General features: G+C 67.3%; 16 protein-coding genes. 9 read left to right on the top strand and 7 right to left on the bottom strand.

The features are described from left to right. Positions 1-59: 59 nt before the first annotated feature. Positions 60-3,074: a X2-like carbohydrate binding domain-containing protein gene (locus NR810_RS14095; RefSeq protein ID WP_257452786.1), complete on the bottom strand. Its 3,015-nt coding sequence runs from the start codon at positions 3,072-3,074 to the stop codon at positions 60-62. 794 nt (positions 3,075-3,868) lie between these two features. On the opposite strand from NR810_RS14095, the gene NR810_RS14090 reads away from it, so the two are divergent. After that, on the top strand, positions 3,869-6,181 hold the full coding sequence (locus tag NR810_RS14090) for a glycoside hydrolase family 6 protein (RefSeq protein ID WP_257452785.1): 2,313 nt from the start codon (positions 3,869-3,871) through the stop codon (positions 6,179-6,181). 102 nt (positions 6,182-6,283) lie between these two features. Here the strand turns inward: NR810_RS14090 and NR810_RS14085 are convergent, their stop codons facing one another. Genes NR810_RS14085 through NR810_RS14070 form a run of 4 tightly spaced genes read right to left on the bottom strand, consistent with a single transcriptional unit; the run spans position 6,284 to position 11,185 of the window. After that, entirely contained in the window at positions 6,284-8,650 is a 2,367-nt protein-coding gene (locus tag NR810_RS14085) for a xanthine dehydrogenase family protein molybdopterin-binding subunit (RefSeq protein WP_257452784.1), read from the bottom strand. Further along, positions 8,647-9,120 carry a (2Fe-2S)-binding protein gene (locus NR810_RS14080; protein ID WP_257452782.1) on the bottom strand — a complete coding sequence of 158 codons (474 nt, stop codon included), beginning with the start codon at positions 9,118-9,120 and terminating at the stop codon, positions 8,647-8,649. Before NR810_RS14080 ends, NR810_RS14085 begins: the two co-directional genes overlap by 4 nt. Then, positions 9,113-9,961 carry an FAD binding domain-containing protein gene (locus tag NR810_RS14075; RefSeq protein WP_257452781.1) on the bottom strand — a complete coding sequence of 283 codons (849 nt, stop codon included), beginning with the start codon at positions 9,959-9,961 and terminating at the stop codon, positions 9,113-9,115. The genes NR810_RS14080 and NR810_RS14075 overlap by 8 nt, the downstream gene beginning before the upstream one ends. A 36-nt stretch (positions 9,962-9,997) precedes the next feature. After that, entirely contained in the window at positions 9,998-11,185 is a 1,188-nt protein-coding gene (locus NR810_RS14070) for a glycoside hydrolase family 26 protein (RefSeq protein WP_257452779.1), read from the bottom strand. A gap of 745 nt (positions 11,186-11,930) precedes the next feature. On the opposite strand from NR810_RS14070, the gene NR810_RS14065 reads away from it, so the two are divergent. After that, the gene (locus NR810_RS14065; protein WP_257452777.1) at positions 11,931-13,571 is read left to right on the top strand and encodes a cellulase family glycosylhydrolase; all 1,641 of its coding nucleotides are present in this window, start codon (positions 11,931-11,933) and stop codon (positions 13,569-13,571) included. Positions 13,572-13,729: 158 nt separating this feature from the next. On the opposite strand, the gene NR810_RS14060 is transcribed toward NR810_RS14065, so the two are convergent. Then, on the bottom strand, positions 13,730-14,341 hold the full coding sequence (locus NR810_RS14060) for a HEAT repeat domain-containing protein (RefSeq protein WP_257452775.1): 612 nt from the start codon (positions 14,339-14,341) through the stop codon (positions 13,730-13,732). Positions 14,342-14,364: 23 nt separating this feature from the next. Here NR810_RS14060 and NR810_RS14055 point away from each other — a divergent pair, with 23 nt between their 5' ends. From NR810_RS14055 to NR810_RS14030, 6 genes are all read left to right on the top strand, one after another. Continuing rightward, positions 14,365-15,231 (top strand): GNAT family N-acetyltransferase, encoded by an 867-nt coding sequence (locus NR810_RS14055; RefSeq protein ID WP_257452773.1) that lies wholly within the window; start codon positions 14,365-14,367, stop codon positions 15,229-15,231. Positions 15,232-15,315: 84 nt separating this feature from the next. Beyond that, on the top strand, positions 15,316-16,053 hold the full coding sequence (locus NR810_RS14050; RefSeq protein WP_257452771.1) for an SDR family NAD(P)-dependent oxidoreductase: 738 nt from the start codon (positions 15,316-15,318) through the stop codon (positions 16,051-16,053). A 29-nt stretch (positions 16,054-16,082) separates the two neighbouring features. Further along, positions 16,083-17,567, top strand: coding sequence for a sensor histidine kinase (locus tag NR810_RS14045; protein WP_257452769.1), 1,485 nt, complete (start codon positions 16,083-16,085; stop codon positions 17,565-17,567). A 164-nt stretch (positions 17,568-17,731) separates the two neighbouring features. Continuing rightward, complete coding sequence (locus tag NR810_RS14040; RefSeq protein WP_257452767.1) at positions 17,732-19,858, top strand: PAS domain-containing sensor histidine kinase; 2,127 nt, start codon at positions 17,732-17,734, stop codon at positions 19,856-19,858. 2 nt (positions 19,859-19,860) lie between these two features. Next, positions 19,861-20,277, top strand: coding sequence for a response regulator (locus NR810_RS14035; RefSeq protein ID WP_257452760.1), 417 nt, complete (start codon positions 19,861-19,863; stop codon positions 20,275-20,277). A gap of 14 nt (positions 20,278-20,291) precedes the next feature. Next, positions 20,292-22,709, top strand: coding sequence for a PAS domain-containing protein (locus NR810_RS14030; protein WP_257452758.1), 2,418 nt, complete (start codon positions 20,292-20,294; stop codon positions 22,707-22,709). A gap of 13 nt (positions 22,710-22,722) precedes the next feature. On the opposite strand, the gene NR810_RS14025 is transcribed toward NR810_RS14030, so the two are convergent. Then, positions 22,723-23,292 carry an NUDIX hydrolase gene (locus tag NR810_RS14025; protein ID WP_257452747.1) on the bottom strand — a complete coding sequence of 190 codons (570 nt, stop codon included), beginning with the start codon at positions 23,290-23,292 and terminating at the stop codon, positions 22,723-22,725. 36 nt (positions 23,293-23,328) lie between these two features. Between NR810_RS14025 and NR810_RS14020 the strand changes: the two genes are divergently transcribed. Continuing rightward, positions 23,329-24,738, top strand: a complete 1,410-nt coding sequence (locus tag NR810_RS14020; protein WP_257452744.1) for a sigma-54-dependent transcriptional regulator — start codon at positions 23,329-23,331, stop codon at positions 24,736-24,738. Positions 24,739-24,952 lie beyond the last annotated feature (214 nt).

Raw genomic sequence — 24,952 nt, 5'->3', positions numbered from 1 at the left:
CAGGGCCGGGGCCTGAAACATGGCCCCGGCCCTGGACTACGCATTCCCCGGATGCGCCATCAAGGCTCGCTGCCCCACTGGAGGCCCCCGGAGACGTATGCAGGTGCTCTCGTCCAGTCCGCGTAGGCCGCGCCGGTGGAAGCAAAGGAGTAATCACCCGTCTGCGTATAGTTGCTCCAGTCGGACTTCGCGAATCTCACCTGGACGTCGATGCTCTGCCCGGCCGCGAGACTGCCTGCCCCGCTGGAGAAACCGACCTCGAGATAATGATCGGCACCGGGCGTCGGCGTCGTCATCTTGACGAAGGTTCCGGTGACATTCGAACCGCCGACCTGGGACCAATCACAGAAGAAGCTCTGAGCCTTCTCTCCATCGATGGTGTAGTAGTACCGGATCTTGACGTTGGAGAGCGCCACGGGACCCGTTCCGGTGTTGACCAGCTTGAACCTCGGGCTGATGGAATTGAGGGACGCCGCGGTGGACCCATTGAACATCTGCACCTTGAGGGCCCCCGAGCCAGTGGAGGTGGTATCGATCACCGAGACTGCCAGAATGGGGGCTGTACCCGCGCTGAAGTTGAACGTCAGGTTCGTCGTCCCGACAGACAGGGTGGCCAGATAGCGCTTCGAGAGGGTGACGGTCGAGCCCGACACGGTGTAATCCGTACCGGCGACGAGTGTCACCGAGCCATTCTGGATGCTGCTCAGCGTGTTCCCATTCAGCGTCATCGCCACCGGGATGTCGGCCTGCTTGTCCGTTTTCTTGTCGAAGGAGGCGCTCGTCGGGTTGATGGTCGACTGATTGACCGGCGAGCTACCGGCAGGCTCGCCATAGATGATACCGCGGCCGTTCGTCCCCACGTACACGCGGCCATACACGCGCGGATCGCCGGTGATGGTCGTGACCCTCGCATACTGATGCTGAGCGTCATTGATTCTCACCCAGGAAGCGCCCGCGTCGTCCGAACGGAAGAAGCCGCGCACACCGTCGACCTTCGCGATGACGTACACCGCCATGTAGCCCTGTCCCGGTGCCGCCTTTCCGAAGCCGACGCCATCGGCCTCCTGCACGTTCGCCAGCTTCGTGAAGGTGGCGCCGGAATCGGTTGAATGCCACAGGCCGTAGGGACCGGGATTCTCATTGCCACCCGCGAACCAGACGTCGCCCTCGCGGCCGGGGACGGCCTTGAGAGAAGCGGCTCCGCTGCTGGGAAGACCCGCCGCGCCCGTCTGGGTGAACGTGGCGCCACCGTTGGTGCTGACGTAGAACCTGCCGGCGGAGTAGGCGTAGAACCTGCCCGGGTTCACGCGGTCGGACGCGATCTTCGCACCCGCCGGGATGCCGGCACTGGCCGTCCATCCATTTCCGCCCGACTTCGAGTAATACACCCCCACGTCCGACGTGCTCCACACGATGGAGTTGCCATCGGCCGAAACCGCGACCGTCCCTCCGCCCTTCGTTCCCGACGGTTCGGCGCTGGCCTTGTACCAATTGGCGCCTCCATCATGGGAGAGACCCACCGACCGGGCATTGGCATCCGACGCGTAGTCCGCCATCCCGACACGGACCATGAAGCCCGGGTTGAGCTCCGCATAGTCGATGCCGTACGTCGTGCTCCACTGCGGAACGGACATCGTCTTGGAAGGCGGTGCCGTCAGGTCGTCATGGCGGAAGCCGGAAATATCGCCCAGCGCGCTGATGAGCGGAGCGCCAGCCGGAGGGCTGATCAACTCCATGACGGCGGTCTCCTCGATTCCCTTCGCCATGACGGAGATCTTCACCGTGCCGCCCACATCCCAGTCGGTCAGGTTGTTCGTGCCGTACAGGGTGGCGCCCGTTCCGTACATCATCCGGTTGGAGTTGAACGGGTCGATCTCGAGATCTCCAATCATCCAACCCAGCTTGGGAGAGGGAGTCGGAGGAATGGGCTCGATGCCCATCGTCAACCAGGGAGCGCCCGAAATATCGAGCGCATACCGGAGCTTCCGGCTCGGGTACCCCTCCCAGTCCCAGATCCGGGTCCAGGAAGCACCGCCGTCCCTGCTCCGGAAGATGATGGCGTCGGGCCACCAGGAGTTCAGCGTGGCGACCATGAGCGTGTCCGGGTTGCGCGCATCGAGGGCCAGACCGCCGTAGCCGAAATAGTTGTCGGAGCTGCTGCTCGGAACGGGGCTGATGTTCGTCCAGACGCCCGTCGCCGTATTGAACTTCCACACGTCTCCCTTGGAGCCGTCATACGGGCCGACACCATCGCTATAGGAGATGTAGAGGTTGCCGGTGGAGGAGAGCTCTCCATGGTGCGGCAGATAGCCAACGGGCTGCCCGGGAACCGCCTCCCAGGAGGCACCGCCGTCCGTGCTGCGGAACACGTTGTTCTCCTTGTCCGCGACGCCGACGTAGAGTGTCTGCGTCGCGCTGCCAGCCGAACCCGTACGCGGGTCGAAGGTGATCCACGCCAGCCCGACGATGTCGTTCCCATAGGAGTTGGTGGGGTCTTGGACATAGGTCCCGGGGTTGGGGAAGCTGGTGACCTGGGTCCAGGTGGCTCCGTAGTCCGTGCTCATCCAGAGCCCGTTGCCGCTCCGGGCGCCGAAGAAGAGGATGTTGTTCTTGTTCGGATCGATCACCAGCCGCTCCCCCATGGAGCGCCCGGGCATGTTGCCGCCGACCTTGAATGGGAGGGGCGTCACCTGCCACGTATCGCCCTTGTTGGTCGAACGCATGATCCGGCCGTTCGTATCCCAGTCGTTCGTATAGGTGCCGGTCGCCATATAGACGCGGTTCGGCTCGACCGGATCGGTCGCCAGGGCATCCACGCCGTTCTTGTTCCAATCCACCCAGCCCGTCGAGTCGGAGAGCGGAATCCAGCTGGATGTCGCGGCATCCCACCGGTACGCGCCGCCGATGTCGGTCCGGGCGTAGATCAGATCCTTCTCCTTCTTGTTGAAGACGATTCCCGGGATGAACCCACCGCCACCGCCCGTGACGACGCTGCGCCAGGTGTATGCGGCACCTGACGCCGCCCTCGCCGCTGACACGCTCCCCACCAGGAGCGTGCTGACGATGACGGCCAACAGACACGCACTACCGCTTCTATTGAGATGTCTCACGAGCACAGCAGTGACCCCCACAGACAGGTTGCACCACATCTTCGACATGTCTCTCATCAGCGATGCGCCGCCATGGGCTTGCTGGATTGGCGGTGGATGGCCCTCCCCGCGAAAGCGCAAGATTCGCTCGCAGGGTACCCATCCATGACAAGGTGAGCCCGATAATCTGTAAAATCCAGAAGAAATCGCTGGGTGACAATCTTTTCGCGGCACGACGCGCCGAATCACATCGCCACCGCAGGAGCCTGGCTGGCTCTGTCATTGCGGCATTGCCGGACGAGGTGCCTGCCGCGGGAGCTGACGCACTCCGTCATGGGCCGGGGCCTGGACACCCCCAAACGGAATGACAACGTTTCGATGCCCGAACGAGCCTTGACGCCTTGCGTCGAGAGATCGGCTCCGCGGAGGCCTCCTCAGGGCTGGTGACCACTGCAAGACATCCTCATTGCCACGAGGCCGTAGATTTCCCGTGGCAGGAAAAGGAAGACATTCCAATCCGCTCACACATTGAGCATGGGAACCAGCCCTGTTTTTCGGTGAACAGGTTGCAATGAGAACGTTTGCATTGTATGTGGGTTACGGCTTTTGATCGTTTTGCAAGTCGGGATGTTCTTTCCCGTTTTTCCGAACTGCTGAAAGATTTCATCAGGAGGGAACGTATGCAACGAGCGCAAGCAAGGACCTGTTTCCTGGCTCTGGCAACCCTATCGAGTCTAATCCTGTCACTCTCGGGAGGAGTTGCAGCGGCGGCAGTGCATGTGGACAACCCATTCGAGGGCGCAACCTCATACGTCAATCCCGACTATGCGGCGCTGATCGACACCTCGATCGCCAAGACGGCCGACAGCACCCTCGCCGCCAGGATGCGCACGGTCAAAAAGTATCCGACCGCGGTCTGGCTCGACCGCATCGCGGCGATTCATGGCGGCAGCGTGAATGGCGGCCGCAAGAGCTTGCGTGACCACCTGGATCTGGCGCTGGCCCAGAAGAAGCCCGGCCAGCCCATCACCGCGACTTTCGTCGTCTACGACATGCCGGGCCGTGACTGCGCGGCGCTGGCGTCCAACGGCGAGCTGCCCCTGAGCGCGGAGGGACTGCAGCGCTACAAGACGGAGTATATCGATGCCATCGCGGCCGTCTTCGCCGACCCGAAGTACCAGGACATCCGGATCATCACGGCCCTCGAGCCGGACGGCCTGCCGAACCTGGTGACCAACCTGAGCGATCCGGAGTGCGCCCAGGCCAACTCCAGCGGCATCTACGTGGCGGCCGCGCAGTACGCCATGAACAAGCTGCACGCCATCCCGAATGTCTACATCTACATGGACATCGGCCACTCGGGCTGGCTGGGCTGGGACGACAACCGGCAGAAGACGATCGCGCTCTACACCTCCGTGGTGGGCGCGACGACGGCCGGGCTGTCCAGCGTGGATGGCTTCGTGACCAACACGTCCAACTACACGCCCCTGGCGGAGCCGCACCTGGTGGATCCGAACGTGACGGTCGGCGGGCAGCAGCTCAAGTCGGCGAAGTTCTACGAGTGGAACCCCAACTTCGACGAGAGCGACTTCGCGGCGTCCCTCTACTCCGGCTTCACGGCCGCGGGCTGGCCGGCCAACATCGGCTTCCTCATCGACACATCGCGCAATGGCTGGGGCGGACCCAACCGGCCGACGGGTGCGACCGGTACCACGGTCGACACGTACGCCAACTCCGGCCGCGTCGACCGGCGGGCCCACCGGGGCCTCTGGTGCAACCACAGTGGTACCGGCATGGGTCAGCCGCCCCAGGCGTCTCCGGCTGGCTATTCCGCCTCGCACCTGGATGCCTTCGTCTGGATCAAGCCGCCGGGCGAGTCCGACGGCGCCAGCAAGGAGATTCCGAACAACGAGGGCAAGGGCGCGGACCCGATGTGCAACCCGGACTACGACACGAAGTACAACACGAAGACCGGGGCCCTGCCGAACGCTCCGCTGTCCGGCCACTGGTTCCACGAGCAGTTCTCGATGCTGGTCCAGAACGCGTATCCGGCCGTCCCGCTGACCACTGGCGACAATGACCCGCCCTTTTCGCCGACGGGCCTGACGGCCACTCCGAGCAACCAGCAGGTGACGCTCAGCTGGAGCGCCGCGCTCGGTGCGACGAGCTACACCGTCAAGCGGGGCACGGCCAGCAGCGGACCGTTCACGAACGTGACGACCGTGACGGGCACGACCTACACCCTCACCGGGCTGACCAATGGGACGACCTATTACTTCGTGGTCAGCGCGTCCAACGCCAACGGGGAGAGCGCCAACAGCAGCGCGGTCTCGGCGATTCCGGGTGAGCAGGTCCTGGCCGCGCCCACCGGCCTGCTCGCGACGGCGGCCAGCTCCAGTCAGATCAACCTGAGCTGGACGGGCGTCGCCGATGCCACCGGCTACAACCTCTACCGCTCCACCTCGCCGAACGTGGCGATCACCTCGGCGAACCGGGTGGGAACCAGCACCACCACCAGCTTCACCGACACGGGCCTGCTCGCCAGCACGACCTATTACTACAAGGCGACGGCCTACAAGGCGTCCCTCGAGTCCGCCGCGTCCAACGAAGTCTCCGCCACGACGCAGGCCGTCAGCACGGGCACCCTCTCCGTCCTCTACCGCGACGGAGACAACAACGCCCCGGCCAACAACCAGGTCAGGCCCCACCTCCGGGTGAAGAACGGCGGCACCACGCCGGCCAACCTGGCGGACCTCAAGGTCCGGTACTACATCTCGCTGGACAGCCCGGCCACCCTTCAGATCGTCTGCGATTGGGCCGTCCAGGGCTGCTCGAACATGAGCTTCCAGGCCGTGCAGCTGGCCGCTCCGCGTCCTGGCGCCACCCACTACCTGGAGATCAGCTTCCTCGGCGGCACGCTGGCGGCGGGCCAGGACACGGGTGACATCCAGCTGCGCGCGAACACGTCGAACTGGGCGAACTTCAACGAGGCGGATGACTACTCGTTCAAGAGCGGCCAGACGGCCTACGGCGAGAACACCCGCATCACCGTCTACCGCAATGGCACGCTGGCCGGGGGCGTCGAGCCGTAGCCAGGACTCGAAGCCCCCTCGAGCGGGTTGATGCGCGGCCTCCTCATGACGGCGACAGCGTCATGGGGAGGCCGGTGGCGCGTCTACCCGGGCCTGGGCCCTTCAGCCGGTCCCCTCACGCGCCAGCAACGCGCGCAGGACGCGCTCACCCGTGGCGGGAATCCGGGTGACCGTCGCACCGGTCGCATGGCGGATCGCATTGCAGATCGCCGGGGCCACACCCACCAGGCTGACTTCGGCAACCCCCTTGGCTCCGAACGGCCCCTCTCCCGAGGGATGCTCGAGCAGGATGGGATGGATGCCGACCGGGACATCGGGCGCGCCCGGGACCTTGTAGCTGCTCATCGAGGGATTGAGCAGGTGGCCCTCGCTCCACACCAGCTCCTCGGTCAGCGCGAAGCCAAGCCCCTGGACGAACCCGCCCTGGATCTGCCCCTCCGCCGCCGCGGGGTTGATCGTCCGGCCCACGTCGTGGACGCTCCACGCCTCGAGCAGCTCGACCTTGCCAGTCAGCTCATCCACCTCGACCTCGGCCACCTGCGCGGCGAACACGAAGAAGCCGTTTCCCATCGACGCCAGTCCCTGGGCGGATGTCTGGCGGGTGTCGATCGGTGTCGGCGGGAACAGCCAGCGGGAGCTGGCGATGATCGGACCGCCCTTGAAGTAGAGGGCTCGCGCGGAGATGGCTCCGAACGTGACGGAGGCACCGGGCTCCCCCTGGACTCCCACGATGCCGCCGGGCCGCAGCTCGAGCTGTCGCACCGGGCGGGAGAGCATCTCGCTGGCCTGCTCGAAGAGCTGCTGTTTGACCTGCTCGCACGCCTGGGTGATGACCCGGCCCACGGTGAAGGTGGTGCGGGTTCCGCCGGTGCACCAGTCGTAGGGCGACACATCCGTGTCGGGGCCGCTGTAGTTGATCTGCTCGAGGGGGAGACCCAGGGCCGCGGCCGCGCACTGGGCGAGCGCCGTGTCCGAGCCTTGACCGATGTCCACGGCTCCGGTGTTGACCGTGAGGGACCCATCTTCGTTGAGCCGGACCGTGGCGCTCGAGCCCAGCAGCCCGGACACGTGCCCCACGGCCGCCACCCCGATGCCGCGCCGCTTGCCGGGTGAAGCGGCCCGCTGGCTCCGGCGCCGGACCCAGTCCGAGGCCTCCCGGGCCCGCTCCAGACAGTCCTTGAGCGTACCGCTCTCGACGGGCGCGCCGCCGAGCCACCGCTCACCCGTCTCGAGCGCGTTGCGGAGCCGGAAGTCGATGGGATCCAGGCCCAGCTTCCCGGCGAGCTGATCAACCTGTAGCTCGCTGGCGAAGTGGATTTGCGGGTTGCCAAAACCCCGGAACGCCGCGGCCCGGAGCCGGTTGGTGTACACGGCCCAGCACTCGATATCGACGTGAGGGATGCGGTACGGCCCGCGCGCGAAGTAGGACCCCACGCTGGCGACGAACGGCCCATCGTCGGCATAGGCACCGGTGTCGTAGACGATCCGGACCTTGCGCGCGAGGATGCGGCCATCCCGGGTCGCACCGGTGCGCATGTGGATGCGGCACGCGTGGCGCGACTTCATCATCCGCATGTCATCCGTGCGCGAGAGCGTCATCTTGACCGGCGCCCCCGCCGCCCGCGCGAGCGCCGCGGTGATGGGCTGGTTGGTCATCTCGGTCTTGCCGCCGAACCCACCGCCGACCCGGGGGGCGATGACCCGGACCCGGGACATGGGGATGCCCAGCGCCTCGGCGGTGATGGCCTGCACCCGGAACACCGACTGGGTCGAGGTGTAGAGGGTCACCTTGCCGCTGTCGCGATCCACCGAGGCCAGCGTCGAGCACGGCTCCATGTAGATGTGCTGCTGCGCGGGAGTCTCGTACACGTCCTCGACGATGACGTCGCAGCGCTCCCACACCTGCTCTGGCTCTCCCTCGATGAGCCGGATGTGCGAGGCGGCGTTGGGGTGCCGGGCCCGCTCCGGCGAGGGAGCCTGGAAGTCGAGGTAGGTGTCCCGCTGCTCGTGGAGGACGGGGGCCTCCGGGCGCAGCGCCTCCTCGGGATCGAAGACCGCGGGGAGGACCTCGTACCGGATGTCGATCTCCTGGAGCGCTCTGCGGGCCGTCTGGAGATCGACGGCGGCGACCGCGGCCACGGGCTCGCCCTCATGGAGCACCTTGCCACGCGCGAGCAACGGCTGATCCTTGAGGACGCTGCCCACGCGATGGTCGGGAAGCTCCTCGGCCGTGAGCACGGCCCTGACGCCGGGGATCGCCCGGGCCCGGGAGGTGTCGTACGACAGGATGCGCGCATGGGGATGAGGGCTGCCCAGCAGGGCGCCGTACAGCATCCCGGGCAGCGTCATGTCGTCGGTGTAGACCGCGCGCCCCGTCACCTTCTCGCGTGCCTCCAGGCGCGGCACGGACCTGCCCAGGATGTCTCCCACGGGAGTCGGGGTGGGGCCCGGCTTGGGTGACTGGCTCATGGACGCTCTCCTGTCAGCGAAGCGATGGCCTGCACGATCCTCGCGTAGCCCGAGCACCGGCAGGTGTTGCTGCCGAGCGCATGGCGGATGTCATCGACGGTGGGGTGCGGGTTGCGATCGAGCAGGGCCTTGGCGGCGAGGACGACGCCGGGGATGCAGAAGCCGCATTGCACCGCGCCATGTTGGACGAGGGCCCGCTGAATGGGATGGAGCTCGTTGCCTGCCTCCACTGACTCGATCGTGGTGATCTCACGGTCGCGGAGGGTGACAGCCAGGGAGAGGCAGGAGAAGACGGGCTCGCCGTCGACCAGGACCATGCAGGCCCCACAGCTTCCCTGGTCACAGCCACGTTTGGTGCCCGTGTAACGAAGCTCCTCGCGCAGCACCTCGAGCAGGGTCCGCTCGGGGGCGACCGCGAGCGCATGGGAAGCGCCGTTGACCCGGAGCGAGAGGGAGATCTTGTCAGACATGGGCGAGCTCCCGGGCCTGCGAGAGGGCGCGGCCGAGCAGGCGTGGAATCAACATGCGCCGGTACTCGGCCGAGCCGCGGACGTCGTCGATGGGGGCCGCGGCACTGGCGAGGAGCTGCCCCGCCGCGGCCACGTCCTCCTCCCCGAGCGGGGTGTGGAGGAGCCGCTGATCGGCCGCGGCCACGTGGAGCGGGACCGGCCCGCACGAGCCCACGACCACGCTCGCATGGACGCACCTGTCACCTTGCATGGAGAGGGTCAGAGAGATGGACACCGTGGGGTAGTCGCCCGACACCCGGCTGAACCGGAGGTGGTGGCCCACCGCGCCCTCGATGCCTCTGGGAATCAGGATCCGGGTGACGAGCTCACCGCGGCCCAGGGAGGTCTTGAAGCGGTCCACGAGGACGTCCTCGATGGGGACGATCCTCCTGCCACCAGAGCCTGCGATCTCGACCCGGGCGGAGGCCGCGACCAGGGCCACGGGCATCTCGGTGCTGGGATCGGCGAGGCACACCGAACCGCCGATCGTGCCCATGTTGCGGATGCTCGGGTGCGCGAGCTGGCCCGCGGCGCTGCGCACGACCCCCATGGAGCCGCGCAGCCGTGTCTCGGCGGCCACGACCCGATGAGGTGTCATGGCGCCGAGCCAGAGCCCGTCCGCGGACTCGGTGATGGCGAAGAGCTCCCGCATCCGATGCAGGCTGACCAGCATCGCCGGGGCGATGTGGCCCGCGTTCATCATCGCCACCAACGTGGCGCCACCCGCGATGCAACGCGAGTGCTCCGTGGAAGAGAGGAGGCTGACACCCTCCTCCACCGTTTCTGGCTCCGCGTATCTCATCGGTGCGATGATAGAATAAAGGAAGCCCCTGGTGCCTCAGCGCAGCCCGGCCCAGTTGTAGGTGGCGTTGCTGCCTCCGGTCAGCACCCGCCAGTAGCTCGAATAGTAACCGTACGTGTCCTTGATCGCCTTGTAGTTGCTCGACACGTTCCAGTCGTTCGGGCTGGTCGTACCGAGGTTGTAGAGGAGCGAGTCCCCCCACACCGACCAGAGGACCCACGGACGGGCATCGATCTCGGAGACGGTGCCATAGCGGCTGTCGCCCCAGCGCACGGGGAGCTTGTCCGTCTCCGCCAGCATGCGCGGTTTGTTGTAGCCCTTCAGCCCGTCGTAGAAGCTGGCGGGGAAATAGGGGTTGCCGTGGTAGATGTCCACCGCCACGACGTCCACCCGATCGGCACCGGGGTAGTAGTTCCACGGGTCTCCTCCGTAGGTACCGTCCCACTCATAGGGAGACCAGACGAAGATCAGGTTCTTCAGTCCCCGAGTCTTGACTAGGTAGTCGTGCATGATGTTCCAGAGCTGCCGGTACTGAGAGGGATCGTGGTTCGCCCACCAGAACGGCGATGCGCTGCCCTTCTTGTTCATCTCGTGCAACGGACGGAACAGGACGGGGACGCCCTGCTGCTGCAGAGACGCCAGCTTGTCGGCCGCGAATGACAGATCCCTCAAGAACGCCTGGTACTCGGAGGTGTTCGCCTGCCAGTTGATGACCCGGCCCATCCAGTTGTAGTCCATCCAGCTCTGCCGGAAGTTGTTCTCCCAGCTCTTGGTGGATGCGCCTGGATAGGACATGTGAAAGCTGAAGCCGACGATGCCTTCGCCGTAGATGAACCGGTCGCGAGCGAAGCCGACGGCGTAGTCCACGTACGGGGCGTTGTAGGACGAGGTGTAGTTCCCTGGCCCGAAATCAAACTCCACGAAGCCAGGACGCCTGCCCGAGATGTCGCCGACCTTGACCCAGTACTCCCCGGCGTAACTCTCCTTATGGGCCTCGCAGTGCTGGCCCATGATGGTCTGCTTCGCGACGCCATTGCGGCTGTTGTTCTCCAGATCGACGAGCAGGTTGTAGACCTTTTGGGCCTGGGCGCTCGGCCCCGGGGTGCTCAGCGTCTTGGAGACCTGGGCAGAAGCGGGACTGGCTCCCAGGGTCAGGACGAGCGCGGCGAACAGCATGCCGACGCGCGGGAACGGGCGGAACTTTGCCGCGGGATTGCCTTGCATGTCTTGTCTTCCTCCGACGGGATGTGCAGGCGCGGGAGGATAGCGGCGGTTTTCATGGGATTACATTATTTTCCATGAGAACCGACTTCTCCATCTGGCAGCGGCTGGAGCACAAGGCCCGGCATTGACTCCCGGATGAATCGCGCTCCTGCCTCCGAAGAACTGTCCTGCACTTGACATATTCCGAAAGAGACGGTTTCGCTTGAATTCCTTCACAATCTGATTCAATTACTGTCATTGTCGCTTCGCGTCTGGCGGGGCGACTCAGCGGTAGCTCCCCCAAATCCCAAGGAACCACTGGAGGCTGTTCTTCACCACCAAGAAACCGAGATTTTCGTTCAACCAAAAATGACAACGTTACGATTCGTTCCGGCTTGTATCCGCCTCACGTTTGAGGGCAACCCGGCGGTGGCGCACTCCAATCCGGTGACCCCAGGAGGAGCCGTCTCATTACCATCAAGCCAGAATCTTTCCATCAACCCAAAATGACAACGTTGTGATTCGCTCCCCCTCTTGTGACCGCGGAGCGGCCATCACTCGGGCCAAAGAGGGCTGTCGAGAACTGCCTCCAGGGAGCGGGAGAAAAATGCTGTCAAGAATTGCAGACCCATGGCGGGTCCAGGCCTGCCGCTGGGAGTTGTCTATTTTTGTCACGGCCACGGACTGATTCAGAAAACGCCATCGAGCAAGAGCATCGGCCGAAGTTGTGAATCACGTCTCAATCACTCACTTCAGGAGACACCTCATGTCCCGACAGATTCACCACGCTGATACCCGTAGTGCCTGGTTCTGGTGGCGAAGGCTCCTCACCACCGCGACGACCGCCGTGCTGACTGCCGTGCTCTCCGTCCTCGCTCCCATCAGTGCCGCCCATGCCGCCGACGGCGGCTTCCATATCGTCAACGGCCGGCTCCTCGACGCGAACGGCAACGACTTCATCATCCGCGGTATCAGCCACCCGCACGCGTGGTACCCGCAGAGGACCAGCTCGTTCGCCGACATCAAGGTGGTGGGGGCCAACAGCGTCCGCGTCGTGCTGAGCGGTGGCCGGTGGTCGGTCAACACGGCCAGCGACGTGGCGAACGTCATCTCGCTCTGCAAGCAGAACCGGCTCATCTGCGTGCTCGAGAACCACGACACGACGGGTTATGGGGAGGCGAGTGACGCCTACAGCCTCGCTCAGGCCGTCGACTACTGGCTGAGCATCCGCAGTGCGCTCGTTGGCCAGGAGGCCTACGTCATCATCAACATCGGCAATGAGCCGTATGGCAACACCAATAACACGGGGTGGGCCGCGGCGACCATGGATGCAATCCAACGCCTGCGGAGTGCTGGACTGACGCACACCTTGATGATTGACGCGCCGAACTGGGGGCAGGACTGGTCCAACACCATGCGGGACAACGCCCAGACGATCTGGGAGGCCGACCCGCTGCGCAACTCCATCTTCAGCGTCCACATGTACGGCGTCTACAACACCCCATCGAAGATCAAGGCCTACCTCGACTCGTTTACCAGCCGTGGCCTGCCCATCCTCGTCGGCGAGTTCGGGTGGTACCACTCCGACGGGGATCCGGATGAGGTGACAATCACGGAGTACACCACGTCGCTGGGTATCGGCTACATCGGCTGGTCGTGGAGCGGCAACGGAGGTGGCGTCGAATACCTCGACATGGTCAGCAACTTCAATCCGGCCAGCCGCACGGACTGGGGCAACTGGCTCATCACGAGTGCCAATGGCCTCGAGGCCACCTCCGTCGAGGCCTCGGTTTTTGGGGGAGGTGGTGGCGACACGCAGAGCCCGACCGCACCCGGCAACCTGGCGGCGACAGGTACGACGTCGAGCAGCGTGTCGCTCGCGTGGAGCGCCTCGACCGACAACGTCGCGGTGACCGGTTACGATGTGTACCGCGGGACCTCTCGAGTGGCGACGCTCCCCAGCAGCATGCTGTCGTACACGGACACGGGGCTGTCGGCGGACACGGCCTACAGCTACAAGGTGTATGCGCGTGATGCCGCTGGAAACGTGAGCGACGCGTCCAACACCGTTTCCGCGACGACCCAGTCCTCCGGGGGAGGAACCGGCGGCTGCACGGCGACCTACAAGCTCGAGAGTGAGTGGGGCACCGGCTTCGGCGCCACCGTGACGGTGACGAACACCGGGACCACCGCGACCAGGGGCTGGACGATCCACTGGACCTTCGGTGGCAACCAGCAGATCACCAACATGTGGAACGCCACGCCGGCCCAATCCGGCGCGAGCGTTACGGCACGGAACATGAGCTACAACGGTGTCATCCAGCCAGGGAGCAGCACGACCTTCGGATTCCAGGCGGCGTATTCCGGTTCCAACACCTCGCCCATCCTGACCTGCACCGCCAACTGATGGAGCCCGTGGCTGGGAGGGGTCGAGGTAGGGTCCCTCCCGGCCCGGCTGGCGTCAGCGAGTGACAGTCCAGGCGGAACGGAGGGACAGCGGAAGTCTCGCCGTCTGAGTACCGCAAGCACCATGCGGGCACCATCCGTCTTTGATCTCCAGCCGCCTCAATCCTGAATCCAAGCAATGGCCCTGCGGGCCTCCTCACCAACGGTCCCCACAATGGCATTGGACCGACCCGAGTCCTTTGTCATGCCTTGGAGAGCCGCAATCACGGAATGATCTCGTGAAGCTCCGAGAGCAAAAATCGCGTAGTAGCGCACCTCGGGCGAAGGGTCATTGAGAGCCCACAACAAAACATCCTTGGCAATCAAATACCCCCGTTTGCTCCTGCTTTTCCGCCAGAACAGATATCCAATTCCCTCCGCAGCCTGTCCCCGAACGGCCGGAGCTTCATCGACATCAGCGAGCACCTTCAGCAAGGGCCACCATGCGCGAATGTCATCCTGCCAGCTGATTGCGTACAGAATCGCCTGGCGATTCACTGCTCGGGGCTCAGTCTTCAGCTTCCTTAGCAGAGGCACTGCCATTCCCCTGCCTGATGAAAGAAGACGAGCGGCGTCAACGATGGCCCGTTGGTCACCGCCGCTCAAGGCATCAAGAGCCGCGTGACGCGCCTCCTGCCCCAATCCATCTGTTTTCGTCAAGTCTGGCAACTCCTCCCGGGGCACAGGTTGCAATCCGGTGGGGTCCGTGTTGGAGAGGACTGCTTCCAGCATATGCATACACCCACAATCCAGCCATGACCACCTCTGCCGTCGTGGAAATCGACCACCGCGACCCCGCGCTGCAAGCCGCCTTCTGTGACTACGTGCCCCAGGTCTTCCGCACCGTGGACTTCCGGCGCTGGTGCGCGTGGGGTGAATGGAACGATGACTACCGAGCCTTCTCGGTGCTCGACGAGGGGCGCGTGGTGGCCAATGCCTCGGTGATGCGGATGCGGCTACGGGTCGAGGGCCGCGAGGTCATCGGCTACCAGCTCGGCGCGGTCGGCTGCGTGCCCTCCCATCGGGGCAGGGGATTGTCGCGGGTGGTGATGGAGGCGGCGCTCGAGTCTTGCGGCGAAGCGCCCGTGCTGTTGTTCGCCAACAAGAACGTGCTCGGCTTCTACCCACGCTTCGGGTTCGCGCCTCGGGAGCAGGCGCTTTTCGGCGCGGCGTTCCACGCGATCCCCGGAAGCGAGCCCGCACCAGTGCTCGATCTGGCGGAGGCCCACATCCGCGCGGGACTGGTCTCACTGTCCGAAGAGGGGCTCACGGTGACCGAGCGCTTTGGCTCACGCGGCCATGCGAGGATCGCGAGCTGGTATGCGGCGGCTGCCTTCTCGCGACCCCTGCGCCAGTTGCACGCGGAGGCCTGGGTGTTCGCCAGCGTCGAGAACGGTACGCTCTACATCGACGACATCTTCGCGCGTGAGGCGTTCGACCTGCGGCCGCACATCCCGCGATTGATCGACCAGCCCATCACGGCGGTCCACTTCGGCTTCACTCCCGAGCGCTGGTGGCCTCGGGCGGAGGTTGTCGGCGAGGACACGGAGGCCTACCTCTTCGTACGCGGCCTGGAATTGCCGCCCGGGCCCCATCGGTTTCCGGTGATGGCACGAACCTGAAGCCCTGGCTTCGACGAGCCGCGGCATCGCGCCTGAGCATCAGCCGGTCGCAAAGAGGGAAGGTCGGAACGACGAACGGAGCGAATGATGAAGCGTGTGATCGTGACCGGGGGTTCTCGGGGGATCGGGCGAGCGATCGTGCAGCGCCTCGCCCGTGAAGGATGGGACGTGCACTTCACCCATCTCCACGCCGCCGAAGACGCGGCCTCGCTGCAGGACGAGGAGCGGGCCAACGGCCATCAGGTGCGCGCGCATCGTAGCGACCAGGCAAACCCGGCCGATCACGACACCCTCCTTCGGGCAGTGCGCGGCGAAGCGGAGGATGACCTTTTTCTCGATGCGCTCGTGATCAACGCGGGCATCGCGATGCACGCACCGCTCTCCGAGGTCCGGGAGGAGGATTTCGATCGTGTATTCGCGACCAACGTCCGTGGGCCGCTCTTCCTGCTCCAGCGTGCGCAGCGCCACCTGCGCGACGGCGGCAGGGTCGTTGTCGTCTCATCGACGAGCACGACCTGGCCCTCCGCCGGTGAGGCGGTCTATGCCGCCAGCAAGGCGGCCCTCGAACAGCTCTGTCGCGTCGCGTCCCGTGAGCTCGGCCAGCGACGCATCACGGTGAACGCCGTCTCTCCCGGCCCGACGCGAACCGGCTTCCTCGACGAGCGCGTTCCTCCCGAAGCCCTGACCGCCGTCGCGGGCCTGACGGCGATGGGACGCATCGGTGAACCGGACGACGTCGCCGGCGTGGTCTCCGCCCTGCTCGACGAGCGGTGCGGATGGCTGACGGGCCAGAACCTACGTGCCGACGGCGGCCTGACCTGAGAGAATTGGGGTGACAGTCCACCGCCCCCATGTCCACCCCGGCCCCCCGCACCTCCCGGTTGAAGGACGCACTGGGCTCGCTCTCCGCGCGCCTGCTCGCGGCCTTCCTGTTGCCCACCCTGCTCTTCCTCATCGTCACGGGCACGGCCGTCTACGCACTGGCGCGCTCCATCCTCGAGGACGAGCTGGGTAACAGCCTCTCGGCCATCGCCGCGGCCACGGCCAGCCAGGTGAGCGGCGAGCGGATGCTCACCATCGAGCCCGGTGACGACGTGGCGGGCACTCGCACGTGGCGCAACCTCGTCCGCATGCTCACCGAGGTGCGTGACCGGAGTGGCGTGCGCCGGCTCTACGTGGTGGACACGCGCGGCCGGGTGATCGCGGATGCCGGAGGCAAGCTGCCGGTGGGCGCCGAGGTACCGGAGCTCGCGCGCGACAGGCTGGAGCTGTCCCGGGTGTTCTCCGGCCAGCGCGCGGCCAGCCAGGTCCTCTTCCAGGGCTCGGACGGGCTCCTCTACAAGACGGGCTACGCGCCAGTGCGCAACGCGGACGCGGTGGTGGGCGCGGTGGCCGTCGAGGGCAGCGCCGCCTTCTTCGGGCCCCTGTCCCACCTGTCCCGCGGCTTCGCGGTGGCGAGCACCGTGGCGCTCGGGGTGCTCGCGCTGGTGGCCCTCCTCACCGCGAGGGGGCTCGCGCGCCCGCTGCGGCGGCTCATGGACTCGGCGCTGCGCATCGGCCGGGGCGACCTGACGACCCCCGTTCCCCCGGAGCCCACGCGAGAAATCGGCGTGCTGGCACGCGAGCTGGAGGTCATGCGCGAGGCGCTGGAGAGCCGGGACCGGCAGCTCAAGCTGATGCTGGCCGGCGTGGCCCACGAGGTGCGCAACCCCATCGGGGGCATCTCCCTCTTCTCGGGGTTGCTCGCGGAGGACCTGAAGGCGGGAGCCCACGCGGACGCCTCCGAGCACGTGTCACGCATCCAGCGCGAGGTGGAGTACCTGCAACGCATCGTCGAGGACTTCCTCGCCTTCGCCCGGGAGCAGCCGCTGTCGCGGGCGCCGGTGGCCGCGCCGGACCTGCTCCAGGAGGCGAGCGGGCTGCTCGCGGCGGACGCGGCGGCCCGGGAGGTGGAGGTGGAGGTGGAGGCGGATGCGGCGATGCTGGAGGCGGACGGGAGCCTGCTGACGGCCGCGCTGGTGAACCTGGTGAAGAACGCGGTGCAGGCCTCGCCCCGGGGCGGCCGGGTGCGGCTCATCGGCCGGAGCCAGGGCCAGGGCTACTCCATCCGTGTCGAGGACCACGGGCCCGGCGTGCCCGAGGCCGAGCGCGAGCGCATCTTCGAGCCCTTCTTCACCACCCGGGAGAAGGGCACCGGCCTGGGCCTGCCCCTGTCCCGCAAGATTGTGCGGGCCCACGGCGGAGACCTGCGGCTCGTCCAGGGCCCGGGCGTCACGATCTTCGAGCTCACACTCCCCGTCGGAGCGTTCTCCTCCTCGGGTGGACCAACCGGGTAGGCAGGCCCCCCTCCTACCCCTCCCCCATCCCAGGAAATTCACGCACCTGGGCGACCTGTTGCGCGGACGACAGCTCGCCCGCCGTGTCGGATCCAAGCCCATCAGGACGAAGTAAGAGACAGGGGGGACAGGTTCACCTCCATCCCCCCGGAGGTTCTCTCGACGTGTCCCACCAGCCCGACGGAGATCTCACCTCGTACGACACCCTGCACCCGCTCTTCGGCCCCGCGGGTCCGGAGCAGAGGCTCGACATCGAGCGGGACCAGTTCCGCCTGCTGGCCGAGGCCCTGCCTCAAATCGTCTGGACGGCGCGGCCGGATGGCCACACGGACTACTTCAACCGGCGCTGGTACGAGTACACCGGCCTGTCCTTCGAGGAGTCGGAGGGTACGGGCTGGCAGCGCGTCTTCCACTCCGAGGACATGCCCGAGGCCACCCGGCGCTGGCAGCACAGCCTGGCCACCGGCGAGCCCTTCGAGGTGGAGTACCGCTGCCGCCGGCTCGACAACGTCTGGCGCTGGTTCCTCGGCCGCGCCATCCCGGTGCACGATCCCCAGGGACGCATCGTGCACTGGTTCGGCACGTGCACGGACATCGACGACCAGAAGCGCACCGCGGACGTGCACGGCTTCCTCGCCGAGGCCAGTGCCCTGCTCTCCATCTCGTTGGACCCCGAGGAGACGGTGCACAACCTCACGCGCTTCATCGTCCCGAGGCTGGCGGACTGGTGCGCGGTGGACCTGGTCCGGCCCGACGAGAGCGTCGAGCGCGTCTCGGTGACGCACGTGGACCCCTCCCGGGAGGAATTCGCCTGGGAGCTGTCGCGCATCAACCCCGTGGACTTCCAGCACGCCACGCGGGGGCGCGGCTACGTCATCCGCACCGGCGATTCGGAGCTGCAGGAGGTCATCACGGACGCGGCCATCGTCGCCTTCGCGAAGGACCCGGAGAAGGCGCGGCTGCTGCGGGGCCTGGGCCTGAGCTCCTCCCTCATCGTGCCGCTGGTGGTGCGCGGGCGGACGCTGGGCTGCATCACGCTGGCGCAGGCCGACAGCGGCCGACGTTTCGGTGCCGCGGACATGCCCGTGGCCGAGGAGCTCGCGCGCCGCGCCGCGCTCGCGATGGACAACGCGCGCCTGTACCGCGAGAGCCAGCAGGCCACCCTCCGGGCCGAGCAGGCGCGCTACGAGGCCGAGCAGGCGCGCGCGGTGCTGGATACGCTCCTCGACGCGGCCCCCGCGGGCATCGCCCTCTTCGACCGGGAGCTGCGCTTCATGCGCGTCAACCGCACCCTGGAGGTCATCAACCGCAAGTCCGCGGAGTCCCACCTGGGGCACACCCTGCCCGAGGTCCTCGCCACCGACACGCCCGGCGTCGAGGACGTGGCCCGCACCCTCCGCGAGGCACTGGAGAGCGGGGAGACGCGGACGGTGGAGGCCACCACCCGGCTCGACTCCGCTGGTGAGCAGCTCGCCTGGCTGGCCCGCTACGCGCCCGTGCGCGCCCCGGATGGTTCCACGCTCGGCGTGGCCTCCGTGGTGCTGGACATCACCGAGCGCAAGCGCGCCGAGGCCGAGCGCGAGCGCCTCCTCGCGGAGCTGGAGCGCAGCAACCAGGAGTTGGATCAGTTCGCCTACGTGGCCAGCCATGATCTCAAGGCACCGCTGCGAGGCATCGCCAACCTGTCGCAGTGGATAGAGGACGACCTGAAGGACGTGATGGCCGACGAGACGCGCGAGCAGATGCGGCTGCTGCGCGGGCGCGTGCAGCGCATGGAGTCGCTCATCAACGGCATCCTCGACTACAGCCGCGCGGGCCGGATGCGTGGCCGGCCGGAGCCCCTGGAGGTGGGCCGGTTGCTGAACGAGTGCGTGGAGCTGCTCTCCCCTCCCTCCGACACCCTCGTCGAGATCGCACCCGGCATGCCCACCCTGCGCGCCGAGCGGGTGCCCCTGCAGCAGGTGTTCCTCAACCTGCTGGGCAATGCCTTCAAGCACGCCCGCAACCCGGAGGTCCGTGTGCGGGTGGACGCGCGTCCGGTGGGCGCCTTCTGGGAGTTCTCCGTCGCCGATGACGGCCCCGGCATCGCCCCCGAGTACCATGAGCGCATCTGGGGCATCTTCCAGACACTCCGGTCACGGGACGAGGTGGAGAGCACGGGCATCGGTCTGTCGGTGGTGAAGAAGAGCGTGGAGGCGCGCGGCGGGCGTGCCTGGCTGGAGTCCGCCCCGGGCCAGGGGGCCACCTTCCGCTTCACCTGGCCGGTGCATTCTCCGGAAGAAGGGCGCTGATCGTGGCCCGCAAGACACTCCACATCCTCCTGGTGGAAGACGACGCCGTGGACGTGATGAACGTCCAGCGTGCTTTCAAGCAGAACGCCATCCACAACCCCCTCTACGTCGCCAACAACGGGCTGCAGGCGCTGGAGATGCTGCGCTCGGGCGCGGTGCCGGCCACCAACCGGCTCGTCCTCCTGGACATCAACATGCCAAGGATGAACGGACTCGAGTTCCTGCGCGCGCTGCGGACGGATCCGGAGCTGCGCCCCACGCCGGTGGTGATGCTCACCACGTCCAACGACGACCGGGACCGGGGGGAGAGCTACGCGCTCAACGTGGCCGGCTATTTCGTCAAACCCGTCGCCTTCCCGGCCTTCGTGGAGCTGATGGCGGCGCTCAACACATACTGGATGCGGGTGGAGATGCCGTGAGGGCCGAGGAGCACATGGAGGAACAACCGCTGCGCCTGCTGGTGGCGGACGACGACGAGGTGGACCGGCTGGCGGTGCGGCGTGCCCTGCACCAGGCCGGCCTGTCCGCCCAGCTCGTCGAGGTGACGGATGGCGCGGCCGCGCTCTCGGCCCTGATGGCGGAGTCCTTCGACTGCGCCCTGATGGACTTCCAGATGCCCGTCCAGGACGGCCTGGAGGTGCTGCGCAAGGCTCGCGCCGCCCTGGTGGAGACGCCCATCATCATGCTCACCGGCCAGGGCGACGAGCACATCGCCGTGGAGCTGATGAAGGCGGGCGCCACCGACTACCTCGGCAAGTCGGCGCTCACCCCGGAGCGGCTCGGTCACCTGCTGCGCCAGGCCCAGCGCCTGCACCAGGCGGAGCAGCAATACCGGACCCTGGCCGAGCTGCTGCCCCTCACCATCTGGACGAGCCGGCCGGACGGCGTGCTGGACTACATCAGCCGCCGCGGGTTCGAGCTCACCGGCATGCCTCCCGGAAAACCCGAGCAGTGGCATCGGGTCGTGCACCCGGAGGATCTGCCCCGGCTGATGGAGCGCTGGCAGTACAGCCTGCGCACGGGAGACCCCTACGAGGTGGAGGTGCGCGTCCGGCGCGGCGACGGCACCTACCGCTGGAACCTCATCCGGGCGCTGCCCATGCGGGACTCGCGCGGCCGCGTGCTGCGCTGGTTCGGCACCAACTCCGACATCGACGACCAGCGGCGGACCCAGGAGCGCACCGCGCGCCTGCAGGCCGTCACCGCCGCGCTCTCCGAGGCGCCCACGCCCCGCCAGGTGATGGACGTCATCGTCCACCAGGGCGTGGCGGCACTGGAGGCCCAGGCGGGAGCGGTGTGGCTGGTGTCCGAGGATGGGCAGGCGCTCGACCTGGTGAGCACCAGCGACAACGTGCGGCCGCTGACGCGAGGCCTCGAGCGGCTGCCGCTCGACGTGCCCCTGGCGCTGACGGACGCGGTGCGCACGGACAAGCTCGTCACCTACGCCGATGCCCCGGAGCGGGACCGGCGCTACCCCCTGCTCGCCGGGCAGGGCTACTCCTTCGAGGCCTCGGCGGTGATGCCCCTGCGCGGCAGCCGGGGAGTGATGGGCGCCCTGGTGGTGAACTTCACGCAGCCGCGTACGCTGTCCCCGGACGCGCGGGAGCTCATCCTCGCCCTGGCGCGCCAGGGAGCCCAGGCGTTGGAACGTGCCCGGCTCTACGAGGCCGCGCAGCAGGCCCGCGCCGCCGCCGAGGCGAGCGAGGCCCAGCTGCGCAACCTGCTGGCGGAGCGCGAGCGCATGGAGGCCACGCTGCAGGAGCGGGACGAGCGGCTGCGCGCGGCCCTCTGGGCCAGCGGCACCGGCACCTTCCGCTGGGACATCCGCACCCGCGGGCTGGAGTGGGACGAGAACCTGGACCAGCTCTTCTGCCTGCCACCGGGCCAGACGGTGCAGACCATGGACGACTTCTTCGCCCTGGTGCTCCCGGAGGACCGGACCGGGGTGATGCGCCGGTGCGAGGCCTGCGAGCGCGAGGGCGCGGACTTCGACATGGACTTCCGCGTGATGGGACCGGAAGAGCGCGTGCGGTGGATCAGCGGAAAGGGCAAGACGTTCGTCGACGTGAGCGGGCGGCCTCTCTACATGACGGGCGCCTGCGTGGACATCACCGCCCAGAAGCAGCAGGAGGCCGAGGCGCGCCAGCTGGCCGAGTTCGAGCAGCAGATCCTCGGCATCGTCAGCCATGATCTGCGCAACCCCCTGAGCGTCATCCGCATCTCCGCCTCCATGCTGCTGGCGCGGGAGGGACTGGACGAGCGGCAGAGCAAGGGCCTCACCCGCATCATCTCCGCCTCGGACCGGGCCACCCGCCTCATCCGCGACCTGCTGGACTTCAGTCAGGCGCGGCTGGGTGGAGGCATCCGCGTGGAGCGCAAGGAGATGGACCTCTTCGAGCTGGCGCGCGGCGTGGTGGAGGAGCTGGCCGCCAGCCACCCGGAGCGGGAGGTGGAGTTGGAGCAGGAGGGCGAGGGCCTGGGTCACTGGGATGGAGACCGGATCGCCCAGGTGCTCGGCAACCTGGTGGGCAACGCCATCCAGCACAGCCCCGAGGGAACGCCGGTGAGGGTGCGCTGCCAGGGTGTGGCCGGGGAGGTGCTGCTGGAGGTGCGCAACCAGGGCACGCCCATCGAGTCCGCACTGCTGCCCAGACTCTTCGAGCCCTTCCGCCGGGGGCGCCAGGCCGGAAGCGGAGCGGGGAGCGTGGGGCTGGGGCTCTACATCACCCGGCAGATCGTCCTGGCGCATGGAGGAGGCATCCAGGTGACGTCGAGCGCGGAGGAAGGCACCCGCTTCGCGGTGCGGCTGCCACGCCGGTCGGTCACGCCCCTGCCCCTCTCCCGGGCCTGAGCCGGGGGCCGCCTCAGCCCCCGCGGACCACCGCCCGGGCCTTCTCCATCAGCCGCCGCAGCGGCGCCTCGTCCACCCGCGCCAGTGCCTCGTCCCACGACAGCCACTGCGCGCCCGAGGACTCGTTCGGGTCGTGCGCCAGCGACTCCGGATCCTCCGCCACCACCAGGTAGCGCACGTCCAGGTGCAGGTGCTCCGGCTCGTCCTTGCGCGCCGGAATGGAGTGCACGTCCACGTCCAGCGGCCTCGGCGCGCGCTCGTGCAACCGCACCCGGCATCCCGTCTCCTCACGGGCCTCGCGCAGCGCGGTGGCCTCCATGCCGCCCGCGTCCGACTCCTCCGAGTGCCCGCCCGGCTGCAGCCAGCGGTTGAGCTTCCCGTGGAGCACCATCACCACCCGCTCGCCCGCCGGATCCACCACCACCGCACTACCCGTGAAGTGCGCCCGCGGCTGCTTGCGCGAGAAGGGCTGCTCCAATTCCTTGGCGAATGCGAGCATCCGCGCCACGTCTTCTCGTTCCTTGTCATCCGAGGGAACGTGGCGGGCCAGCAGCTCGTGTAGGGACGTCTGGGGAACGGTCATGGGGCGCGCATTCTGCCCTGATATAAGGTGGCGTCCATGGCCCGTATTCTCGTCATCGACGACCACGACACCCTCCGCGAGGGCATGGCTGTCACCCTCACGCGCTCCGGCCACACCGTGACGGCCGCCCGCTCCGGCACCGATGGTGTCGCCGCCTACAAGAAGACACCCTTCGACCTCGTCGTCACCGACCTGAAGATGGATGGGCTGGATGGCCTGGCCGTCACCCGGACGATCAAGTCGTTGGATCCGGCCGCCGTCGTCATGGTCGTCACCGCCTTCGGCACCATCGAGACGGCGGTGCAGGCCATGCAGCAGGGCGCCTACGACTTCATCACCAAGCCCTTCACCCCGGACGTGCTGCGCGCCAAGGTGGAGAAGGGCCTGGAGCTGTCCTCCACCCGCCGCCAGGTGGAGCGCCTGTCCGCCCGCACCGAGGCCCTCGAGTCCGACGCCGCCTCCGCCCATGGCAACCTGCTGGTGGGTGACAGCGAGCCCATGCAGCGGCTCGTCGGCATGGTGCGCAAGGCGGCCGCCACCGACGCCACCGTGTTCGTGCGCGGCGAGTCCGGCACCGGCAAGGAGCTGGTGGCGCGCATGCTCCACCAGCTCTCCCCGCGCAAGGACGGGCCCTTCATCGTCGTGCACTGCGCGGCGCTCGCCGAGACGCTCCTGGAGAGCGAGCTGTTCGGTCATGAGCGCGGCGCCTTCACCGGGGCCGTCAAGCGCAAGCTCGGCCGCTTCGAGCTCGCCGACGGTGGCACCCTCTTCCTGGACGAGATTGGAGAGATTCCGCACTCCGTGCAGACGAAGCTGCTGCGCGTCCTCCAGGAGAAGGAGATTCAGCGCGTGGGCGGCGAGGAGACGCTCAAGGTGGACGTGCGCGTGGTGAGCGCCACGCACCGCGACCTCCAGGCCGAGGTGAAGGCGGGCCGCTTCCGCGAGGACCTGTACTACCGGCTGCACATCGTCCCCCTCCAACTGCCCCCCCTGCGCGAGCGCCCCGAGGACGTCGCCGCGCTCGCCCGCTACTTCGTGGCGAAGCACGCCCCCCGGGTGAACAAGCGCGTGAAGGGGCTCGAGGACAGCGCCCTGCGCGCGCTGGCGCGCTACGCCTGGCCGGGCAACGTGCGCGAGCTGGAGAACGTCATCGAGCAGTCGCTCGTCTTCGCCGAGGGCGAGACGCTCTCGGAGACGGACCTGCCCCAGCACCTCGCCAGCGCCACCTCGCGCACCGACGCCGGCCTGCCCGTGCCCATGGGGGACCGGCCCCTGCCCGACATCCTCGAGGACCTCGAGCGCCAGCTCATCGCCCGCGCCTACGAGAAGGCCGGCGGCGTGAAGACGGAGACGGCCCGGCTGCTCGGCATCAAGACGTCCGCGCTGTACTACAAGCTGGAGAAGTACGGCTTCATCTCCAAGGGCGAGCGCCCCGAGGAGTCCTGAGCAGCAACTTCGTCCGGCGGCTCGCGACACTGTAGATACACAAGCCAGAGCCCTCGAAAATCCACCGCGCCAGCACTCCCCCCGTGGTTTTCCGTCACTCCCCTCCTACCGCTCATGCAACTCCCGTGGCCAACCTCCCGGAATCGCTCGGCTTTTTCTGGCGGCCGAGCCGTGGGGAGCGAAGTGGCCCTGGCATCCGGCTTGCTGTTAGGAG

This window comes from Archangium lipolyticum, from assembly GCF_024623785.1.
GTDB classification, from domain to species: Bacteria; Myxococcota; Myxococcia; order Myxococcales; family Myxococcaceae; genus Archangium; species Archangium lipolyticum.
This window is presented reverse-complemented; position numbering and strand designations above follow the sequence as displayed.

Coding starts and splice junctions, on each gene's coding strand:
- NR810_RS14045 (WP_257452769.1), top strand. CDS start 16,083: ATGTCCACCCCGGCCCCCCGCACCTCCCGGTTGAAGGACGCACTGGGC.
- NR810_RS14050 (WP_257452771.1), top strand. CDS start 15,316: ATGATGAAGCGTGTGATCGTGACCGGGGGTTCTCGGGGGATCGGGCGA.
- NR810_RS14065 (WP_257452777.1), top strand. CDS start 11,931: ATGTCCCGACAGATTCACCACGCTGATACCCGTAGTGCCTGGTTCTGG.
- NR810_RS14075 (WP_257452781.1), bottom strand. CDS start 9,961: ATGAGATACGCGGAGCCAGAAACGGTGGAGGAGGGTGTCAGCCTCCTC.
- NR810_RS14085 (WP_257452784.1), bottom strand. CDS start 8,650: ATGAGCCAGTCACCCAAGCCGGGCCCCACCCCGACTCCCGTGGGAGAC.
- NR810_RS14080 (WP_257452782.1), bottom strand. CDS start 9,120: ATGTCTGACAAGATCTCCCTCTCGCTCCGGGTCAACGGCGCTTCCCAT.
- NR810_RS14070 (WP_257452779.1), bottom strand. CDS start 11,185: ATGCAAGGCAATCCCGCGGCAAAGTTCCGCCCGTTCCCGCGCGTCGGC.
- NR810_RS14030 (WP_257452758.1), top strand. CDS start 20,292: ATGGAGGAACAACCGCTGCGCCTGCTGGTGGCGGACGACGACGAGGTG.
- NR810_RS14025 (WP_257452747.1), bottom strand. CDS start 23,292: ATGACCGTTCCCCAGACGTCCCTACACGAGCTGCTGGCCCGCCACGTT.
- NR810_RS14060 (WP_257452775.1), bottom strand. CDS start 14,341: ATGCTGGAAGCAGTCCTCTCCAACACGGACCCCACCGGATTGCAACCT.
- NR810_RS14055 (WP_257452773.1), top strand. CDS start 14,365: ATGACCACCTCTGCCGTCGTGGAAATCGACCACCGCGACCCCGCGCTG.
- NR810_RS14020 (WP_257452744.1), top strand. CDS start 23,329: ATGGCCCGTATTCTCGTCATCGACGACCACGACACCCTCCGCGAGGGC.